The sequence below is a fragment of the Pseudomonas sp. R19M genome (assembly GCF_050312585.1).
Taxonomy (GTDB): Bacteria; Pseudomonadota; Gammaproteobacteria; order Pseudomonadales; family Pseudomonadaceae; genus Aquipseudomonas; species Aquipseudomonas palleroniana.
In genome coordinates this window covers 1-18698 of the sequence record NZ_JBNPJV010000047.1, presented here as the reverse complement: position 1 = coordinate 18698, position 18698 = coordinate 1, and the positions used below count along the sequence as shown (strand labels likewise).

Genomic DNA, 18698 nt, shown 5'->3' with positions numbered 1-18698 from the left:
GCAATTTGAGTCGAAAGGCCAGATTGCGGTGTGTGAAGACGCTATGAACCGAAAGTTCGACGCTCACAAGACACCGACTTCTATTACATACCCAATTTGCTGAAGCGAAGCCGACTGGCTACGACTCAGTACCCGAATTTCTTGACGACCATAGAGCATTGGAACCACCTGATCCCATCCCGAACTCAGCAGTGAAACGATGCATCGCCGATGGTAGTGTGGGGTTTCCCCATGTGAGAGTAGGTCATCGTCAAGATTAAATTCCGAAACCCCATTTGCGAAAGCAGATGGGGTTTTGTTTTATGTAGAAGCACATGAAATTCACCGGCACGTTGCAAATGCAACGGACTGGTATACAGAATTTCTTGACGACCATAGAGCATTGGAACCACCTGATCCCATCCCGAACTCAGCAGTGAAACGATGCATCGCCGATGGTAGTGTGGGGTTTCCCCATGTGAGAGTAGGTCATCGTCAAGATTAAATTCCGAAACCCCTGTCTGCCAATGCAGACAGGGGTTTTGTCGTTTAAGGGGGTATGCTGCCCCAGCATCAAACCCAGCCCTGGGCCCCTACGCGCGTTGCCAGCACTTGCGCTGCGGCAATGGACGACAGAACTACCGCCTGTCTCTTTCCTACGCTCAAACAGGACACCTCTCACAATATTTCTAAGATTTATCGATTCTTGGCCGAAAGCCTGATGAGCCATGCGTGCACTGAAATAGAGCGGCCCAAGAGTCCGCCTATCCCTTACATGGAATGTTCCACTCGGCACGCTCATCCCCCTTTGGCAAAAGAAGTCGATGAAATGAATCTTAAGTTCAGTCATAAAATTCTGTTGGCCGCGTCAGGCGTCGTGGTTTTGGCCTTCGCATTATTCACGCTCTACAACGACTACCTGCAGCGCAGTACCATCAAGCAAAATTTGGCATCGTCCATTCAGCAGTCCGGTGAACTCACCGCCAGCAGCGTGCAGAACTGGCTCAGTGGGCGCATTTTGGTACTCGAAAACCTGACGCAAAACATTGCCCATCAAGGCAGCGGTGCCGACCTTCCTGGGTTGGTCGATCAGCCAGCGTTCACATCGAATTTCCAGTTCACTTATGTGGGTCAAACCAACGGCGTGTTCACCCAGCGCCCCGACGCGAAGATGCCTGACGGCTATGACCCGCGTCAGCGCCCTTGGTACAAGCAAGCAGTAGTGGCCGACAAACCCATGCTTACTCCTCCTTATATGGCGGCTGTGGGTGGGCAGATCGTGACGATCGCCATGCCAGTGAAAAAGAACGGCGAGTTGCTCGGCGTTGTTGGCGGTGACTTGAGCCTGCAAACCCTGGTGAAGATCATCAACTCGGTCGACTTCGGCGGTATCGGTCATGCGTTCCTGGTGAGTGGCGACGGCCAGGTCATCGTCAGCCCTGACCAGGACCAGGTGATGAAAAACCTGAAGGATATCTACCCTGGCACCAACCTGCGTATCGAGAAAGCCAACCAGGACGTAGTCCTCAATGGTCAGGATCGCATCCTCTCGTTCACCCCCATCAGCGGTTTGCCAGGCGCAGACTGGTACATTGGTCTGTCGATCGACAAAGACAAAGCCTACGCGCCACTAGGCAAGTTCCGCACCTCGGCATTGATTGCGATGTTGGTCGCTGTGATAGCTATCGCAGTGCTTCTGAGTCTGTTGATTCAGGTATTGCTGCGTCCGTTGACGACCATGGGCGTTGCTATGCAAGACATTGCTCAGGGGGAAGGCGACTTGACCCGCCGTCTCGACGTGACCAGCAAAGACGAATTCGGTGAAGTGGGTAGCGCGTTCAACCAGTTCGTTGAGCGTATCCACGCTTCCATTTCCGAAGTGTCGTCGGCAACGCGTCAGGTGCATGATCTGTCCCAACGCGTGATGGCCTCATCCAATGCGTCGATCATCGGTTCCGATGAGCAGAGTGCACGTACCAATAGCGTGGCTGCGGCGATCAACGAACTGGGCGCCGCCACCCAGGAAATCGCACGTAACGCTGCTGATGCTTCGCAGCACGCCAGTGGCGCCAGCGAACAGGCTGACGATGGTCGCAAGGTCGTTGAGCAAACTATCCAGGCAATGTCGGAGTTGTCGCAGAAGATCAGTTTGTCCTGCACTCAGATCGAAACCCTGAACGCCAGCACCGACAACATCGGTCACATTCTTGATGTGATCAAAGGCATTTCCCAGCAAACCAACTTGTTGGCCCTTAACGCAGCGATCGAAGCCGCTCGTGCGGGTGAAGCCGGGCGTGGGTTTGCCGTGGTGGCGGATGAGGTGCGTAACCTGGCGCATCGTACGCAAGAGTCGGCGGAAGAGATCCACAAAATGATCACTTCCCTGCAAGTGGGCTCGCGTGAAGCCGTGACCACTATGAATGCCAGCCAGGCCTCCAGCGAGGAGAGCGTTGAAGTCGCCAATCAGGCGGGTGAACGGTTGGTCAGCGTGACCCAGCGGATCGTAGAAATCGACGGTATGAACCAATCGGTGGCTGCCGCCACCGAGGAGCAAACCGCTGTGGTTGAAACCCTCAATGTCGACATCAACCAGATCAATCTGCTTAACCAGCAGGGTGTGGCCAACCTCAACGAAACGCTGAGGGACTGCGATGCCCTGTCCCAACAGGCAAGCCGATTGAAGCAATTGGTCGATAGCTTCAAGATCTAACCGTGCTGCACCGGAGCGAGACCACTCGCTCCGAGTGCTCAGCTAAGCATTCGGCGCACATTACGCAGTGCGCTGTCCGCGAACGCCTGCACAAACGCTTCGAACTCTACTTGCGTTGAAGCCAATGGCTCACCCACAAGCGTCCAGGTGGCCCTGGAGCTGCTTGCGCCAAGTGCTTGCACACTCATCGCCGCCCAGAATTGGGCCAAGCCCAAGGTGTTGTAGAGGGTGGTCCACGTCATCGACATGGCGGCTTCGTCTCGACTGTTGAGTTGCTCCACGACGCAATGCCCATTGTCGAAAAATTTCGTGCGCAATGCACCCACGCCTGCGCCGGTCATCTCAATGCGCGACAGGCCTGGAACGAAGGCATCAAAGCCTGCGAAGTTGCCCACCAACGCCCACAGGCGAGTTGCCTCGCAAGGGACAACGATGGAGGCCAGGATCGGTGTGCCGTTAGGGTTACGGATTAACGTATCGGGTTGTAGCGGTTTCATGAAGATGTCCTGAAGCAATTCAGAGAAAGCCGGTGGTCCTGAGGTAGTCGCAACCCTTACGTAGCAATGCCGGGTCTTTTGGCGGGTAATGTGTACCCATCTTCTCCACCCCCCAGCGTGCGTTGTCATAACAGATCATCGACGTGTCACCGATATCCTCACCCAGCACGCCCAGATAGAAACCCAACACACCAAACAACGCATTATCACGGCTTACTGCGCGCAGTGACCGTTGCCACTGTTCAATGCTTACCCGTTGGAAAATGTGCCCAGCCTGGCTGAACGCATCGAGATACTGATCCCAGCTCAAGGGTTGTGGGTTGTGCAGGTTGAAAACATTTCGCCCAGCGCAAAAACATGAACCGTGGAACGCTATGAAGCGGGCCAGGAAATCTACGGGCATCAGATCGAAATTCACATCCAGCTGTGGCGCCAGCCCCAATTGCAGGGACCCCTTGAGCATCAACATCAACCGATTTTTCTGCGGCTGGCAAACGCCACTTTGACTGTTGAAACTGATGTTCCCCGGTCGCAGGATATTCACCCAGGCGCCTTGCGCGACGGCACGTCCCAGCAAGCGTTCAGCGACCCACTTGGACAGGTTGTAGCCATTTTTCATATAGAGCGGCAACGTACTCGCGGCACCGGTTTCTAGAACGTGCCTATGGGCGTCGATACTGCTGCAGGCGGACAGTGTCGAAATGAAATTGAATACCTTCTTGCAATAGGTTTCGCAAAGGCGCAGGCACTCAAAGATCGGCTCGACGTTGTCCTTGGCGAGTAAGGCGTAATCCATTACGTGATTGACCTGGGCGGCGTTGTGCACCAACACACCGTAACTGCGCGCGAGGTGCTCATACACGTCGCAGGCAAGGCCCAGGCGAGGCAAGCGCATGTCAGCGGGGTACACCCGCACGCGGCTCAGGTCCAGATGTTGTTCCAGGCGATAGGCTCGTAACGCCTCGCTGAACCGAGCCGCCGCGCAATCGCCAGGCAGCTCCCGGATCAGGCACGCCACTTCATGTGCTCCGCCATCCAGCAGCGCCTGGACAATATGGACCCCGACAAAGCTGTTAGCCCCTGTGACAATGACCTTGCGCGGGTCACCTGCACAGTCCCCATGCAGCATCTCGACCCCCAGCACCCTTGTCGCATCTTTCTCCATCAGGCTTGAGGGTGTCTGGGGCAGTGCGCAGCCCTCCATCAGCGCTGCAAGCGTACGGATCGTGGGTGTTTCAAAGAAACGGCTCAAGGAAGGGCTGCGGCCAAACCGTTCGCGCAGGCGCAACAAGAGGTTCGACAGCAGAATGGAGTGGCCACCCCGGTTGAAAAAGCTGTCGTCGATAGACAACTCGTGCACAGCCAACCCTAGTAACTCCGCCCACAGTTCCATCAACTGCGCTTGAAGAGGGGTTTGTGCCGTGTAATGAGTCACCTCACGAGCGGCAGGAGGCGACAGTGCTCGTAACGCCTGGCGATCAATCTTGCCATTGCTTGAGCGGGGCATGCTTGGCAACTCGCTCCAGCTCACGGGTTGCATGTATTCAGGCAACCACTGTCGCGCGTGTTCCTTGAGGCTTGCCAGTGTGGCGCCGGGCTCCGGCTGAGCGGCAAAACCGATGATCCTGTGCATTGGGTTGGTTACCACGGCCACCTGGCGGAACAGGCGACTGTTGCGCAGGCACTGCTCGATCTCCTGAGGTTCGACTCGAAAGCCACGGATCTTGATCTGGTCATCCCGGCGACCGCACAGCTCGATTCCGGTTTGCGTCCACTTGGCCAGATCGCCGCTGCGGTAAGTCGCCAGCAACTGTCCGTCCGGCAAGGTCAGCGTAACGAAAGGGCTGTCGGCCTGTGATGCTGCGTTCACGTAGCCCAGGCTCACGCCGGGGCCGGCGATATACAGTTCGCCGACCACCTGATCCTCCACCGGACGCAGGTGCTCGTCGAGGATCAGCACTTGGCTGTTGGCAATGGGACGGCCGATGTTGCGATGGCTGTCACCCAGCTGGAATGTCCGGTGGGTCGCCAGTACCGTGGCTTCAGTGGGGCCGTAGAGGTTGTGCAACTGGCACTGGCCCGCCAGTCGCTCGATCACGTAAGGCTCGCAGAAGTCGCCACCGGTGAGCACATGGGTAAGGCCCAATGGTTGGTCCAGCGGTAGGATGCTGAGCAATGCCGGCGGTAGAAACCCATGGGTGACGCGCTGCTGACGAATCAACTCGACCAGTTGCAGAGGATCCAGCCGTTGTTCTGCAGCAGGCACAATCAACTCGGCGCCAGCCATCAGGGCCGGAAAGATGTCGATCAGCGACGAATCGAAACTCAACGGCGAAAACTGCAGCACACGACTCTGCTGATCCATCATCACGCAGGCACCGAGCCAGGCGGTGAAGTGCGCCAGGTTGTGTTGGCTGAGCAATACGCCCTTGGGTTGACCCGTGCTGCCCGAGGTAAACAACGCCATGCAAGGCGCGTCTACACAAGGCCGATAATGCATCAGCGGCTGCGTGCAATCGCTGTGGCGCGGGTCGATCCTGCTGACATCCAGTGTATCGAAATGCTCCCTTAGAGGGTGCCGGCCGTCTTCCAACAGCATGCAGGCTCCGATGCTTTCCAGCATGCTGTGTTGGCGCTGCACCGGGTGATCGGGTGACAGGGGTAAATACACTGCGCCGCACCCCAGCACCGCGAGAACGCTGGCGTAGAGTTCGACGGACTTTTCCAGGCACACGCCTATTACCTGGGGTGTCTCACGGCTTCCCAGCAGGGGTACCAATTGCTCCTGTATCGCCAAGGCGTATGCGTGAAGTTGGTGATAAGTCAGCACCTGCCCCGCGATATTCAGCGCAGGCCGATGGGCGTAGGCCTGAAGGCTCGTCTGCAACCGTTCGATCATGGGCACCTGGGCTGCCTGCAACAGTGCCGGTTGCGCGCTACGATTGAAGCGGTGCAAAAACGCCAATGCTTCCAGCCCTTGCAAACCTTGTTCGGGCCATTCGTTAATAGTGACCGGTGCGCAGAAATAATCGGGGTCTCTCGAGAAATCGCTGACCAGCACGGCGACCCATTCCACCAGTGCGTTCGTTGCCTCTTGGCGCAGCCTCTGGCCGTTACCGCTTGGCTGCGCGCAAACGTCATGCACGGCCAGCAGGCACCGCTCACGGTTGTAACAGCGAAACTGGAGTGCAGGCAGCCCGTGTGCACCGATCGGGCCGATGCCCACGCGCAGGCTCAGCCGGGGTGTGTCGGCAAATACACTCGGCAGCGGTTGGCTACCGTCCTCGATCACCAGATCGACCGCCTCCACCCCGGCTGCGTGCCCGTACTGTTCCATCATCTGCCTGATGGCCCCGAGGGCCTCGCTTGAGGAGCCCCATCCAATCGTCAAGCACCTCATGCCAACCTCCCCGGCTGAACCAGGTAGTCATTTAAAGCCTGGGCGACACTGGGGGTTTGCAGCACACCGCTGTGATGTAGAAAACTCATGATGTTGCCCACCAGCGGATGCCGGCGAGTAATAGGAAAGTCCATCGCGCCGATCTCATGGCGCAGTGTCACGCGGATGTCGAGATCGATATCCAAATGCTCGATCAGGTGCAGATCGAAGTCCTTCTGCAGCTCATTGGTCAGGTAATGCGTCAGGAAAACCGGCAGGATTTCAGCAATGCTGTCACGGTCCTCCGGGCTTGCCCCCTGCCAGTAGAGACGTACCAACTGCGTCCAGAATTGCGCGTGGCGCCCCTCGTCAGCCAAGTGATCAGCCATCAAGCCACGGATGGACCGCTTGACGCTGTCGTCCTTGGAGAACGCCGCTACGTCCTGCGTCACCGTATTTTCGGCAATGGCCACGGCAATCAACTCCACGGCATCGTGCAAGTGCGCCGGGGCGCCCGCCTGCGCTGCCGGCAGGGCGCGGCTCAGCTCGATTTGCCGGGGGAGTTCGAGAGGCTCAATACCCGTCATGTGCACGGCTTGCTGCAGGAAGTCCAGTGCGACCAGTGCGTGGTAATCCTCATCGATCACGACGGTCATCGCGTCGACGCGACAGGCCGCCGGGAAAGGCAGCGAGAAGCCGTTTTTGGCAATGCTGCGGGCGGTCTTGTCGACGATCTCGGTTTCGAAGATCACCACATTATTGACGAATTGGTAAAAGCTTTGCGCCAGTACGAAGTCGCGCCATTGCGGGCAATGGTCAAGAAAGGTCTCGCTGAGTACCAGCGGTTGGCGGCACAGGGGGTAGATTAATTTTTCGTCGTTCTCCAGCAGGCGTCGGGGGCGAGTGCGGATGGTTGCACGACGTTCCCAGTCTTCGGCAAACGAGCGGTAGCCAATGGTATTCATGGGTGCGCCTCTCGCATCGAGGCCTGCACGTCGTTCCAAAACAGGATGCGGCTTTCCATGGCGCTGATTGCAGTGCTGTCGGCCTGTTTCTGGCGCGTCGGGTCTGCGCCGATCAGGCGCTGGAGCAACTGATGGGCTGCCGGGCCATGCGCGTGGCTGTCCATCTCGATATGGCGGTTGAGGTAGTGATGGAAAGTAGGTGCCTCACGCTCAATGAATCCGTGGCTGCGCGAGATGCGTTCGAACATCGACGGAATGACGCTTTCGCGGCCGTGCAGGAAGGCTGCCGCCACACAATGGCTGGGTGCGTTCCAGGCGATCTGCAACGTGCAGTCAACGAAGCGAGCAACGCCAAGGGGCGCGCTGACGGCTTGCAAGGCTGCGTTTGCCTCCACTTCCTGAAGCTGCAGGTCAATGAAGCGTGTGATCGCAAGTGTGCTGGCGCCCACTTCTGCCATTGCATCCAGGTACAGCTCGAAGTGACTGCTGTAGCCGCGAGTTGGATGCTCGTCCGACTCCTCGGCCAACACGATTTCATTGATCAGGCGGGCCGCGTGTGGGTCGGAGGGTGGGAACCAGGGGATCCCGGTGCAGGTCAGGTCCTGCTGCAAGCGTTTGGTCAGTGTCATGAAGTCCCAAACGGCAAATACGTGGTGCTCCATAAAGATTTGTAACTTACGGAGTGAAGTTATTTCTATAAATAGCGGGTGGCTGCACAACTGCAGTCTTTTTTGTTCAAGTAGATGTTGGTGCATGGTTGACGCCTGTATTGCGAATGCTCTGAGCAGTGATAAGGATTTATTAATTATTAAATAGACGGGTGGCGCCAAGTCGGGGCCGCGGGCGCAGCTCCACCGTGATAACGGTGTGTGTTGCCAATTGCGAGGCTGGGGCTGTTGGGCGAAGATAATAAGCTGAATAAACGTTTGGGTGAGCTTATAAATGTATTAGATGTTTTTTCGAAAAATAACAGTGGGCGGAAATTGTCTTTTTAAAAGTGGGAAGTTTCTTTGTTGTCGGTCGGTTTAATTGAGCGTGTTCAATTTTTTATAACTGATTAGCGCGGGACGCTTCCAGATAGAAGTTGTCCCGCTTAATAAACAGTCAGGGAGGGGGAGCGGGAAGGGCTTACAGGGACCTTTTATTGTCGCTGGTGTCGAGACCATTGAGGTAATTGGCGATCACTTCCATCCCGCGCATCAGGTGATTGCGTAGCGTAAGGATGCTCTCGTCGATTTTTTTCTGTGCCACCAGGCTCAGCAGTTCCCGGTGATCTTCCTGGGACGTCGGGCCCAGGCCCATCGCCTCGAGGTTGAAGCGCAGGAACCGCTCCTCCTCGTTCAGCCCATGTTCGACCAACTTGAGTAGCCGCTGGTTAGGTGCCTTGCCATACAAGGCCATGTGGAACAGGCGATTGAGGCGTCCGATCTCGGTGTAGTCTTTTTCACGCTCCAGAGCATTGATGCAAGATTCGGCCTCTTCAATGTCGGCGTCGGTGAGCAAGGGGATCGACAAGCGCAACGCTTCGGACTCCAGCAACATGCGCAAGCCATAGGTCTCAGCCGAATTGTCCTCGATCAAGGGGGCTACCACGGCGCCTTTGTGGGTCACCACATGCAGCAAGGACTGTGCCTCCAGTTGGCGCAGGGCTTCTCGCACGGGCATGCGGCTGACACCGAACAGGCTGGCCAGTTCTTGCTGGCGCATAGCCGTGCCACAGGGCAGACGCCCATCGAGAATGGCGTTTCGTAATGTTTCTTCAATAACGGAGCGGGCAAGATGGGCGGGAATAGGCTCGCTGATTTTGATGCTGCTTAAAGGGTTCGGCTTCTGCGTCACGGTTACGCTATCCTCCTTTCTTGAATAGAGTGTGTTTAATTGGATCCAATGCACACTAAAGATGGGTTGCACGCTTGTCAAACAACCAAAGTTTCCGTTTGTAAGGGCTTACAGGAAGTACTTTGTGCATCCCACAAATTGCGGTTATAAATTTGGCCGGCTCATGAATGATTGCACTGTGCCATTGTTTTTTCCGGGTCAAAGCTTCACCATCCCTTGAAATTCCGTCTTTCTTCACGGACTGAACGCCTTGGCGGTAAGTTTTATTTCTTCTCGAATCCTCAGCTGGCTGTTTTCAGCGTTATTGTTGGCCGGCTTGATGCTCGGCGGGCTGCATGCCGATTGGGATTTCTCCCAGATCAGTCGCAAAGCCACCGCCTTGTACGGACCGTTGGGGAAGGGGCAGCAACGTATCGACGAGTGGCAGCGGCTGCTCGCGACGCAGAAACAAGTCAGTGAACAAGAGCAGCTCAAGGTCGTCAACCTGTTCTTCAACCAGCACATGACCTACACGGAAGACATCGATCTGTGGCATGTGGAAGACTATTGGGAGACGCCTGTCGAAGCCTTGTGGAAGGGTGCCGGTGATTGCGAAGACTACGCTATCGCCAAGTATTTCAGCCTGCGCCACCTGGGGGTTTCCAGCGACAAATTGCGCATTACTTACGTCAAGGCCTTGCGTCAGAATCGCGCTCACATGGTCCTGACCTACTATCCGACCCCCGACGCTATCCCGTTGGTGCTCGACAGCCTGATGGACGAGATCCTCCCGGCCACCCGCCGTACCGACCTGCTTCCGGTGTACTCATTCAACGCCGAGGGGCTGTACTTGCCGGGTGCCAAGGGCAACAAGAAAGTCGGCGATACCAAACGCTTGTCGCGCTGGCAGGATGTGTTGAGAAAAATGCGTGCGGAAGGCTTCCCAGCCGAGCCTGCCAACTAGGAGTAACTGATCGGTGTCTTTGTTCAAACAACTGTTGATCGCAATCTGTCTGTTCCTCGTAGTCGCCTTCAGCGGCAGCTTCATGGTCAGCCTGGAGAGCTCGCGCACGCAATACGTCAACCAGTTGCGCTCCCACGCACAGGATGCGGCGACGGCATTGGCGCTGTCGCTGACGCCCAATATCGACGATCCGGCGATGGTGGAGCTGCTGGTCAGTTCGATCTTCGACAGCGGTTATTACGCGAGCATCCGCGTGGTGGACCTGGCAACCGACAAGACGATCGTCGAGCGTAGCGGCATTCCCGACAACAATGGCGTGCCCGACTGGTTCGTCAAGTTGATCGGCCTGGAACCGGCCGGGGGGGATGCGTTGGTCAATCGTGGTTGGGAGCAGGCGGCGCGGGTGGAGGTGATCAGCCACCCGATGTTCGCTCTGGCCAAACTCTGGCAGAGCGCCCTGGGCAGTCTCGGTTGGCTGCTGCTGTGCGGCGCGGTCAGTGCGGTGCTCGGCGCACTGTTGCTACGGCGACAATTGAAACCTTTGGACTACATGGTCAAGCAGTCCCATGCCATCGCCCGCCGCGAATTCCTCAGCCTGCCTGAGCTGCCCCGCACGCCGGAACTGCGGCGCGTGGTACAGGCCATGAACCAGATGGTAGAAAAGCTCAAGGCGCTGTTCCAGGAGCAGGCCGAACGCAGCGAAAAATTGCGCACCGAATCCTATCAGGACAACCTCACCGGCCTGGCCAATCGTCGCTACTTCGAGATGCAGCTCAACGCTCGTGTCAGCAACCCGGAAGACACCAGCACCGGCTATCTGCTGCTGTTGCGGGTCAAGGACCTGGCCGGTCTCAACCAGCGCCTGGGTGGCCAGCGCACTGACCAGTTGCTGCAAGCGGTCGGTCAGCAACTGCTGCGCCAGTGCGAGCCGTACCCGGAAACCCACAACCTCGTCACGCGTATTCGCGGTGGTGAGTTCGCCGTGCTGGCGCCGGGGCTGATGCGTGAAGAGGCGCTGCAATTGGCGCAGAACCTCGAAAGCACCTTGCACAGCCTGCAGGCCACCGGCGCCAGCGATGTCACGCCGGTCGCTTACATGGGCCTGGCACCGTTCAACCATGGCGATGCCCCCCAGGCGCTGCTGACCTTGGCTGACCAGGCCCTGGCGCAAGCTGAGGGGCAGGGCGATAGCAGTTGGGTATGCCTTGACCATAGCGCCGCCGCCAGTGTTGGTGATGATCACCATGCTTGGCACAGGTTGCTGGACCAGGCACTGACGCAGCAGCGCTTCGAGTTGTATTTCCAGCCGGTGGTGGCCAGCCAGGACCCGCAATTGGTGCTGCACTATAAAGTCCTGTCACGCCTGCAGGATGAAGACGGCCATACGATACCCGCCGGGCGTTTCCTGCCGTGGCTTGAACGCTTCGGCTGGACGTCCCGCCTGGACCGCCTGATGCTCGAACAAGTGCTCAAACAGATGGCCGGCCACACCCATAGCCTGGCGCTGAACCTCTCGGCCGCGACCTTGCAGGACGCCCAGGCGCTGAATCGGATTGTTGAACTGCTACGCCAGCACAGCAACCTGGGCCCGCGCCTGACCCTGGAGATCGGCGAGGAACAACTGCCGGAGCAGGCCCTGCTGGAGCAATTGACCCATCGCCTGCGCGAGCTGGGCTTTTCCCTGAGCCTGCAGCGTTTTGGCGGGCGCTTCAGCATGATCGGCAACTTGGCGCGCCTGGGCCTGGCGTACCTGAAGATCGACGGCAGCTACATCCGTGCCATCGACCAGGAGAGCGACAAACGCCTGTTTATCGAGGCGATCCAGCGTGCGGCCCACAGCATCGACTTGCCGTTGATCGCCGAGCGCGTCGAGACCGAGGGCGAGTTGAAGGTGATTCGCGAGATGGGGATCTTCGGCGTGCAGGGGCAGTTATTTGGCGAGCCTGCGCCTTGGAAGTAATGCGGGTCTATTGCGTGGGCTGAGCACTCCAGCACTCAGATCAGCCCAGTCTCTTCATCATTGATCAAGTGGCTCAACCCACCCAATGATTCCCGCGCGTGGGTACGGTCGATCAGTTTTGCCTGGGCAGCGGGCGGCAGGTCCGTCACGCTGATAATGCCTTTGCTGGTCAGCACCTGGATCAAGTCGTCGAGCACCCGGATCATCTCCAGGTCACTCTGCTTGAGTTGCGCCAGGCTGGTTTCCACCACTTCGTTGGCGTACCAGGCCTGGATCTCATGGTGATCGGCCGGCAGGGTTTCGGTCGACTCGGCAAAGGCGGCGGCCTCCACGCGGCTTAGCGCGCCCTGGGCATCACGTTGCACATAAAACATAAGAACCCCTCGAAAATGAGCCACACGCCGTCGCCAGCATCGGCCAACAGTGTGTTGATAGGCACAAGTATGCGATGCAACCGCCCGGCAGGGCCAGCAACGAAATCGGCCGCCGGTGAGGGCGGCCGATATCCGAGGCTTAGGCGGTGTGGTCGATCTTGATGGTCGGGTCGGCACCACTGATCAGCGAGTTGATGCTGGTGTGGGACCAATCATTGCCTTCCAGCTTGATCGTCACGTCGGCATTGGCCAGGCCACCGGCGGCGTTGAGCTTGCCTTCACTGCTCACTTGCAGGGTCGACACACCGTCCACCGTGGTGATCTTCAGGTAGTTGTCGATGGTGCTGTCCGTTTCACCCTTCAACAGATCCCGCAGATCAATGCGGTCGCCTTCCGACGCCTTGAAGTCCTTGATCACATCGTTACCGACGTCACCGGCTTTCCACACGAAGGTGTCGGCACCCGAGCCACCGATCAGGATGTCGTTGCCCGGCCCGCCGATCAGCGTGTCGTTACCGGTGCCGCCCAACAGGATGTCATTGCCTTTGCCGCCGTCCAGGTAGTCATTACCGCCCTGGCCGAACAGGATGTCATCGCCTGCGCCGCCCAGCAGCGTGTCGTTGCCGTCTTTGGCGCCGGACACATCGAAGTCGGCGTAGTGCTCGGTCACGTACTGGTGCACGTTCGAAGGGGTCACGTCCGTCACGGCTACGCCGGTTTTCTGCGCCACAAAGGCTTGCAGCGCGTTGTAGCCCTCACCGGTAACGCCGCTGAAACTCACCAGGTCGCCGAAGATAATATCGTTGCCGTCGCCGCCGTTCACGGTGTCGCTGCCAGGCAGCGTGGCCTCGGTGTGACCGAGGATGGCATTGGCCAGGTCCTTCGGATCGATGTTGCTTTGCGGCTTGCCATCGCTGTCGTACGGTTTGAGGTCATTGAGGCTGACATCGCCGTTGATACCGATCGCTTCCACCTGCGACAGCCCACCCAGCAGCGCAAACGCGCTCTTGGCGTTGCTCAACGTCGCCGAATCGGTGCTGTAGCCTGTACCGTTCAGGTTGGACAACTCGTAGGTGCCGTCACCTTGGGCGTGAAGGGTGCCCAGATTGTTAAGGACCCAGCGCGATCCATTCCAGGTTTGCAATTGCGCTGCGCCCGAGGTGTCGATGCTGAAGTAGTGGGTGTTATCCAGGTACTTGCTGAACGTTGTCCCCAGTGTGTAGTTGGACGTCGTCACCAGATCGTCGAGTTTGGTGTTGTAAATCGTCGGGTTGGTCTGCTCGCCGCTCTGGTAGTACGTCGGCTGGCCATCGGTGATGAAGTAGGTCAGGTTGGTGGCGCCGGTGTTGCTGGTCGCCAGGCCGCTCTGGAAGAAGTTCGCCGTGGTCTTGAACACGTCCTCATAGTTGGTACCGCCACCCGATGTCATCGAGTCCAGTACCCCCTTGAGCACGTTCAGCGCGTTCGGATCGTTGAGGTTGATCGCGACCGACTTGTTCACTTGGGTATCGAAGTCTGCCAGGAAGATATTCACCGTGCCCGAGGTGTTGGCGCCCAGGCTGTTTTTGAGCGAGTTGAACACCGAGGTCAGCGAGTCTTTCGCCGCGCTGATCGAAGCCGGGGTCATGCTGCCTGAACTGTCCACCATGAACGCGATGTTGTAGTTCTTGCCCTGCACCACGTTCAGGCCGCCGATGTCGGAAACCATAATGTCGTTGCCATCGGTGCCGGTGAGCGAGTCGCTGCCCGAGGTGCCGGTGGCGGCGCTATAGGTCGCCGGGTACACGGTGACCGGCAATTGCGCGGTGGTGGTTGCAGAACCGCCGAGGCTTTCGGTGGAGGTCGAGGTGACCGCCAGGTTGAACTGGCCGCTGTAGTAGGTCGGTGGCTTGATCGACAGGGAGCTCAGGTCCCAACCGGTCACGTTGACTTCGCCCACAGCCTTGGTCGCGGTGAAAGTATGCCCGGATGCATCGGTGAGCACGGAGCCGGCCGGTATGCCGCTGATCTTCACGCTGAGGGTTTCCGAGCCGTCGGTGTCGGTCAGTGCGGTGGTGACCTTGGACAGCTTGACGGTGCCGTTTTCCAGACCTTCGTTGAGCTTGTAGCCCACGTAGTAACCGTCGCCGTTGCTGCCATGCAGGTCGGAGACGGTCACGCCGGCGTTGGTCAGGTCGGTGATGCCGGTGTACAGCGGCACGCCGCTGGTGCTCAGGTCTTGAACCGGGCCGCCATTGACCGACAGGTTGACGTCGTAGCTGCCAGGGCCGGACTGGTTGGCGTGATAGATCTCGAGGCTGTAATAACCACTCACTGTCGGTGTGATCGAGCCGCTGAACTTGCCGCTGTTGTTGCCCCACTGAGCGCTGGCCACGTCTTTGCCGCCGACGTTGATCACCAGGCTGTCATCGCCGGTACCGCTGAAGGTGTAGGTCTTGCCGGCTTCCATGTACATCAGGCCGGAGATCTTCGAGCCGCTGCCTGCCGTGACATTGGTGGTGGATTCGACGTTGGTCACCAACCCGCTGCTGTTTGGCGTGCCGGCGTTATCAATGGCGTTTTTCAGGTCGGCCGGTGCTGCGCCGTTCCCGTTGGTGCCGAGACCCGAAACGCTGTTCCAGCTTTGCTTGAGCAAGCCGATCGAATTGACGTTGTTGTCGGCCACGTTCAGGGTCGGAGCATCGGCCACCGGGGTGATGTCGACTTTCACTGTGGCGCTGTTGCCCAGGTCCTTGCCGTCGGTAGGCTGGAACTTGAACTGCGCGTAATCCGCCTGCTTGTTACCAACACCGGTGCCACCATAACCGTCGGCGCCGGACTCGTTGGCGTTCGGCATAAAGCGCAACTGGCCGCCGTCGATCTGGGCTTTGGTGAAGGTCTGGCCTGCGGTCACGCTGGTCCAGGTCGTGCCATCCGCCGCCAGGTATTGCAGTTTGCCGGCCACCGGCAGGTCGGTGATTTTCACGCCAAGGCTGCTTTGTGGCGAGTCCACATCGGTCACGCCGAAGTTGGCCCAGGTCAGCGCCAGTGGCGTGTCTTCGGTGCCGGTCACGGCACTGCCGGTCGCCACCGGTGGATCGTTGACCGCCACCACGTTGACGGTGGTGGTGGCCACGTTGGAGTAGTTGCCGCCATCGGTCACGGTGACGGTAATGGTCCGCGGCGTGGTGCTCGGGTCGTGGCTGCTGTTGGTGAACGTAATGTTCTGGATACGCTGCATGTAGTCAGCCAGCGTGGCGCTGCCCGACAACGTCAGGGTGATGGTGCCCGTCTGGTTGTTGGTGCTGACGGTAATGCCATTCACGCTGTTGCCCAGGTTCAGTGCATCACCGGCCTGTGCGTTGGTCAGGGTGACGGTCGCGCCGGTCAGCAGGGTGCTGTCCGGATCGGTGATCTTGATATCCGTGTCGGCAATCGACACACCCGGCCCGGCGGTGCCTTCGGTGAAGGTCGTCTTGTAGTCGGCACCGGTTGCGCCGCTGGAGTTGTTGGCATCCAGGTCGATGACCGGCGGCGCATCGTTGTCGATGATGTTGGTGCTGACGCTACCTTTGTCGACCACCAGGTTCTCGAAGTTGCCACCCGTGGTTTTGTCGATGGTGATGACGATCTGCTCGGTCGGCTCGGTGATCTTGTCATCGATGGTACGGATATCAAACGGCACGCTGCTGGAGCCGGCAGGGATCTTCACGGTGTACACGCCGTTGAAGTCCGAGCCGTCGGTAGCGGTGCCGCTGTATTTGAGCGTCACGGTCACATCGGTTTGCGCCGGGTTGCTCAGGGTCAGGGTGTAGTGCGCGGTTGCGCCTTCGGTCACCGATGTGTCGCCAGTGATGCTGATGGTGGTGTTGTTGACCACGTCGGTGACTTTGGTGACTACGGTGCTGCCGTCGACGATCAGGTGCTCGTACTTGTCACCGCCGCTGACCACGCCGGTGATCTTGTTGCTGACATCGTTGGCGCCCACGTACGCATCGTTAGGCGCGGTGGCGGTAGTGACGCCGCTGGACTTGCCGTTACCGATAGTGATGGTCGAACCGTTATCCAGCTTCACCACCAGGTCGGAACCGACGTTGTTGACTGCCACACCGTTCTTGTCGACCAGCGACGCGGTGTAGATGATCTGCCCGCCTTCGCTGGTAGACCCCGTGGCCTTGAGCGACACGGTCACATCATCGATCGTGTCGTTGATGGTAGTGGTTGCGCCGCCCGGTGTGATGCTCACACCTTCGAAGTTACCGCCAGTGGTGCCAGTGATCTTGACGGTCTGGGTGCTCTTATCGATGAACACGTCATCGCTTGGCGCCGGGACGGTCACCGTACCGACAGTTGCACCTTGCTTGATGCTGATGCTCGAGCCGTTATCGAGCTGGATCACCATGTCGCTGCCGGCCTTGTTGCTCAAGGTGGCGGTGTAGGTGATCTGGCCGCCTTCGTTGACTGCGCTTGGCGCGGTCAGCGTGACGGTGGTGAGATCGGTTGTACCGGGAGTGTCGGTAACGGTGGTATTTACCGGCGTAGTGCCCGGTACCAGGTTCTCGAAGTGCTCGCCGCCGGTGACGCCTTTGATGGCGGTGGTGACGGTCTGGTCGCCTTTGTAGACGTCGTTCGGCGCCACGGTGGTGACGGTGCCGCTGGATTGGTTTACACCGATGGTGATGGTTTTACCGTTATCCAGGGTGACGGTCAGCGGGTTGGTGATGTTGGTCACCGGTGCGCCGTTTTTATCCACAAGGCTGGCGGTGTAGACGATGTTGCCGCCTTCACCGATGGTGTTGGTGGCCGTCAGTACCACATCGACTTTGTCGATGGTGTCGTTGATGGTCGTTGTCGCGCCGTTGCCTGCAACTTCCAGTTTCTCGAAGTTGCCGCCGGTGGCGTCGGTGATCTTGACGGTCTGGGTGCTCTTATCGATGAACACGTCATCGCTAGGTGCAGGAACGGTCACGGTGCCGACGGTATCGCCAGCCTTGATGGTAATGCTCGAGCCGTTGTCCAGCTTCAGCGTGACGTCGGTGCCGGCCTTATTGCTCAAGGTCGCGGTGTAAGTGATCTGACCGCCTTCGTTAACTGCGCTTGGCGCGGTCAGGGTCACAGTGGTGGTGTCCGCAGTGCCCGGAGTATCGGTAACGGTGGTGTTCACCGGTGTAGTGCCCGGTACCAGGTTCTCGAAATGCTCGCCGCCGGTGACGCCTTTGATGGCGGTGGTGACGGTCTGGTCGCCTTTGTAGACGTCGTTCGGCGCCACGGTGGTGACGGTGCCGCTGGACTGGTTCACACCGATGGTGATGGTTTTACCGTTATCCAGGGTGACGGTCAGTGGGTTGGTGATGTTAGTTACCGGCGCGCCGTTTTTATCCACAAGACTGGCGGTGTAGACGATGTTGCCGCCTTCACCGATGGTGTTGGTGGCCGTCAGGACCACATCGACTTTGTCGATGGTGTCGTTGATGGTCGTTGTCGCGCCGTTACCTGCGACTTCCAGCTTCTCGAAGTTGCCGCCGGTAGCGTCGGTGATCTTGACGGTCTGGGTGCTCTTGTCGATGAACACGTCATCGCTCGGTGCCGGGACGGTCACGGTGCCGACGGTGTCACCGGCCTTGATGGTGATGGTGGAACCGTTGTCGAGTTTCAGGGTGACGTCAGTACCTGCTTTGTTAGAAAGCGTGGCGGTGTACGTAATCTGACCACCTTCATTAACTGCGCTTGGCGCGGTCAGGGTCACGGTGGTGGTGTCAGCAGTGCCCGGAGTATCGGTAACGGTGGTATTTACCGGCGTAGTGCCCGGTACCAAGTTCTCGAAGTGCTCGCCGCCGGTCACCGTTTTGATCGCGGTGGTGACGGTCTGGTCGCCTTTGTAGACGTCGTTTGGAGCGACTACCGAAACAGAACCGCTCGACTGGTTCACACCGATGGTGATGGTTTTACCGTTATCCAGAGTGACCGTCAGGGGGCTAGCGATGTTGGTTACTGCTGCGCCGTTTTTATCCACAAGGCTGGCGGTGTAAACGATGTTGCCGCCTTCGCCCACAGTGTTGGTCGCGGTCAGGAC

At 58.5% G+C, this 18698-nt stretch carries 9 protein-coding genes, 2 rRNA genes and 1 pseudogene; 5 read left to right on the top strand and 7 right to left on the bottom strand.

All coding sequences use genetic code 11. The annotated features are described in order from the left end of the window. Nucleotides 1–140: 140 nt before the first annotated feature. The 3 genes from rrf (ACQRBT_RS08605) to ACQRBT_RS08595 all read left to right on the top strand — a co-directional run bounded on the left by rrf (ACQRBT_RS08605) (nt 141) and on the right by ACQRBT_RS08595 (nt 2689). Nucleotides 141–256: ribosomal RNA gene (rrf, locus tag ACQRBT_RS08605) — 5S ribosomal RNA — on the top strand. Nucleotides 257–364: 108 nt separating this feature from the next. Next, a 5S ribosomal RNA gene (gene rrf / locus ACQRBT_RS08600) occupies nt 365–480 on the top strand. A gap of 328 nt (nt 481–808) precedes the next feature. Continuing rightward, nucleotides 809–2689, top strand: a complete 1881-nt coding sequence (locus tag ACQRBT_RS08595) for a methyl-accepting chemotaxis protein (RefSeq protein ID WP_060756948.1) — start codon at nt 809–811, stop codon at nt 2687–2689. A 38-nt stretch (nt 2690–2727) separates the two neighbouring features. Here the strand turns inward: ACQRBT_RS08595 and ACQRBT_RS08590 are convergent, their stop codons facing one another. The 5 genes from ACQRBT_RS08590 to ACQRBT_RS08570 form a co-directional block, all read right to left on the bottom strand. Then, entirely contained in the window at nt 2728–3186 is a 459-nt protein-coding gene (locus ACQRBT_RS08590; protein WP_161550380.1) for an SRPBCC family protein, read from the bottom strand. Nucleotides 3187–3205: 19 nt separating this feature from the next. Continuing rightward, the gene (locus tag ACQRBT_RS08585) at nt 3206–6586 is read right to left on the bottom strand and encodes an amino acid adenylation domain-containing protein (protein WP_412047762.1); all 3381 of its coding nucleotides are present in this window, start codon (nt 6584–6586) and stop codon (nt 3206–3208) included. Then, nucleotides 6583–7530: a diiron oxygenase gene (locus ACQRBT_RS08580; protein WP_412047763.1), complete on the bottom strand. Its 948-nt coding sequence runs from the start codon at nt 7528–7530 to the stop codon at nt 6583–6585. The genes ACQRBT_RS08585 and ACQRBT_RS08580 overlap by 4 nt, the downstream gene beginning before the upstream one ends. Then, nucleotides 7527–8285, bottom strand: a complete 759-nt coding sequence (locus tag ACQRBT_RS08575) for a DUF3050 domain-containing protein (protein ID WP_090367678.1) — start codon at nt 8283–8285, stop codon at nt 7527–7529. The genes ACQRBT_RS08580 and ACQRBT_RS08575 overlap by 4 nt, the downstream gene beginning before the upstream one ends. Before the next feature lie 373 nt (nt 8286–8658). After that, nucleotides 8659–9369: a GntR family transcriptional regulator gene (locus ACQRBT_RS08570; RefSeq protein WP_060756943.1), complete on the bottom strand. Its 711-nt coding sequence runs from the start codon at nt 9367–9369 to the stop codon at nt 8659–8661. Nucleotides 9370–9619: 250 nt separating this feature from the next. Between ACQRBT_RS08570 and lapG the strand changes: the two genes are divergently transcribed. Further along, nucleotides 9620–10312, top strand: a complete 693-nt coding sequence (gene lapG, locus ACQRBT_RS08565) for a cysteine protease LapG (protein WP_104995131.1) — start codon at nt 9620–9622, stop codon at nt 10310–10312. Between the two features lie 13 nt (nt 10313–10325). After that, nucleotides 10326–12272, top strand: coding sequence for a cyclic di-GMP receptor LapD (lapD, locus tag ACQRBT_RS08560; protein WP_090367676.1), 1947 nt, complete (start codon nt 10326–10328; stop codon nt 12270–12272). A gap of 35 nt (nt 12273–12307) precedes the next feature. Here the strand turns inward: lapD and ACQRBT_RS08555 are convergent, their stop codons facing one another. Both ACQRBT_RS08555 and ACQRBT_RS08550 read right to left on the bottom strand, forming a co-directional pair. After that, the gene (locus ACQRBT_RS08555) at nt 12308–12646 is read right to left on the bottom strand and encodes a hypothetical protein (RefSeq protein WP_060756940.1); all 339 of its coding nucleotides are present in this window, start codon (nt 12644–12646) and stop codon (nt 12308–12310) included. A 139-nt stretch (nt 12647–12785) separates the two neighbouring features. Beyond that, nucleotides 12786–18698 (bottom strand): annotated as a pseudogene (locus ACQRBT_RS08550) (LapA family giant adhesin); the annotation flags it as partial.

Excerpts from the sequence above, each read along its gene's own strand:
- ACQRBT_RS08580 (WP_412047763.1), bottom strand. The coding sequence starts at position 7,530 with ATGAATACCATTGGCTACCGCTCGTTTGCCGAAGACTGGGAACGTCGT.
- ACQRBT_RS08575 (WP_090367678.1), bottom strand. The coding sequence starts at position 8,285 with ATGCACCAACATCTACTTGAACAAAAAAGACTGCAGTTGTGCAGCCAC.
- ACQRBT_RS08595 (WP_060756948.1), top strand. The coding sequence starts at position 809 with ATGAATCTTAAGTTCAGTCATAAAATTCTGTTGGCCGCGTCAGGCGTC.
- ACQRBT_RS08555 (WP_060756940.1), bottom strand. The coding sequence starts at position 12,646 with ATGTTTTATGTGCAACGTGATGCCCAGGGCGCGCTAAGCCGCGTGGAG.
- ACQRBT_RS08590 (WP_161550380.1), bottom strand. The coding sequence starts at position 3,186 with ATGAAACCGCTACAACCCGATACGTTAATCCGTAACCCTAACGGCACA.
- ACQRBT_RS08585 (WP_412047762.1), bottom strand. The coding sequence starts at position 6,586 with ATGAGGTGCTTGACGATTGGATGGGGCTCCTCAAGCGAGGCCCTCGGG.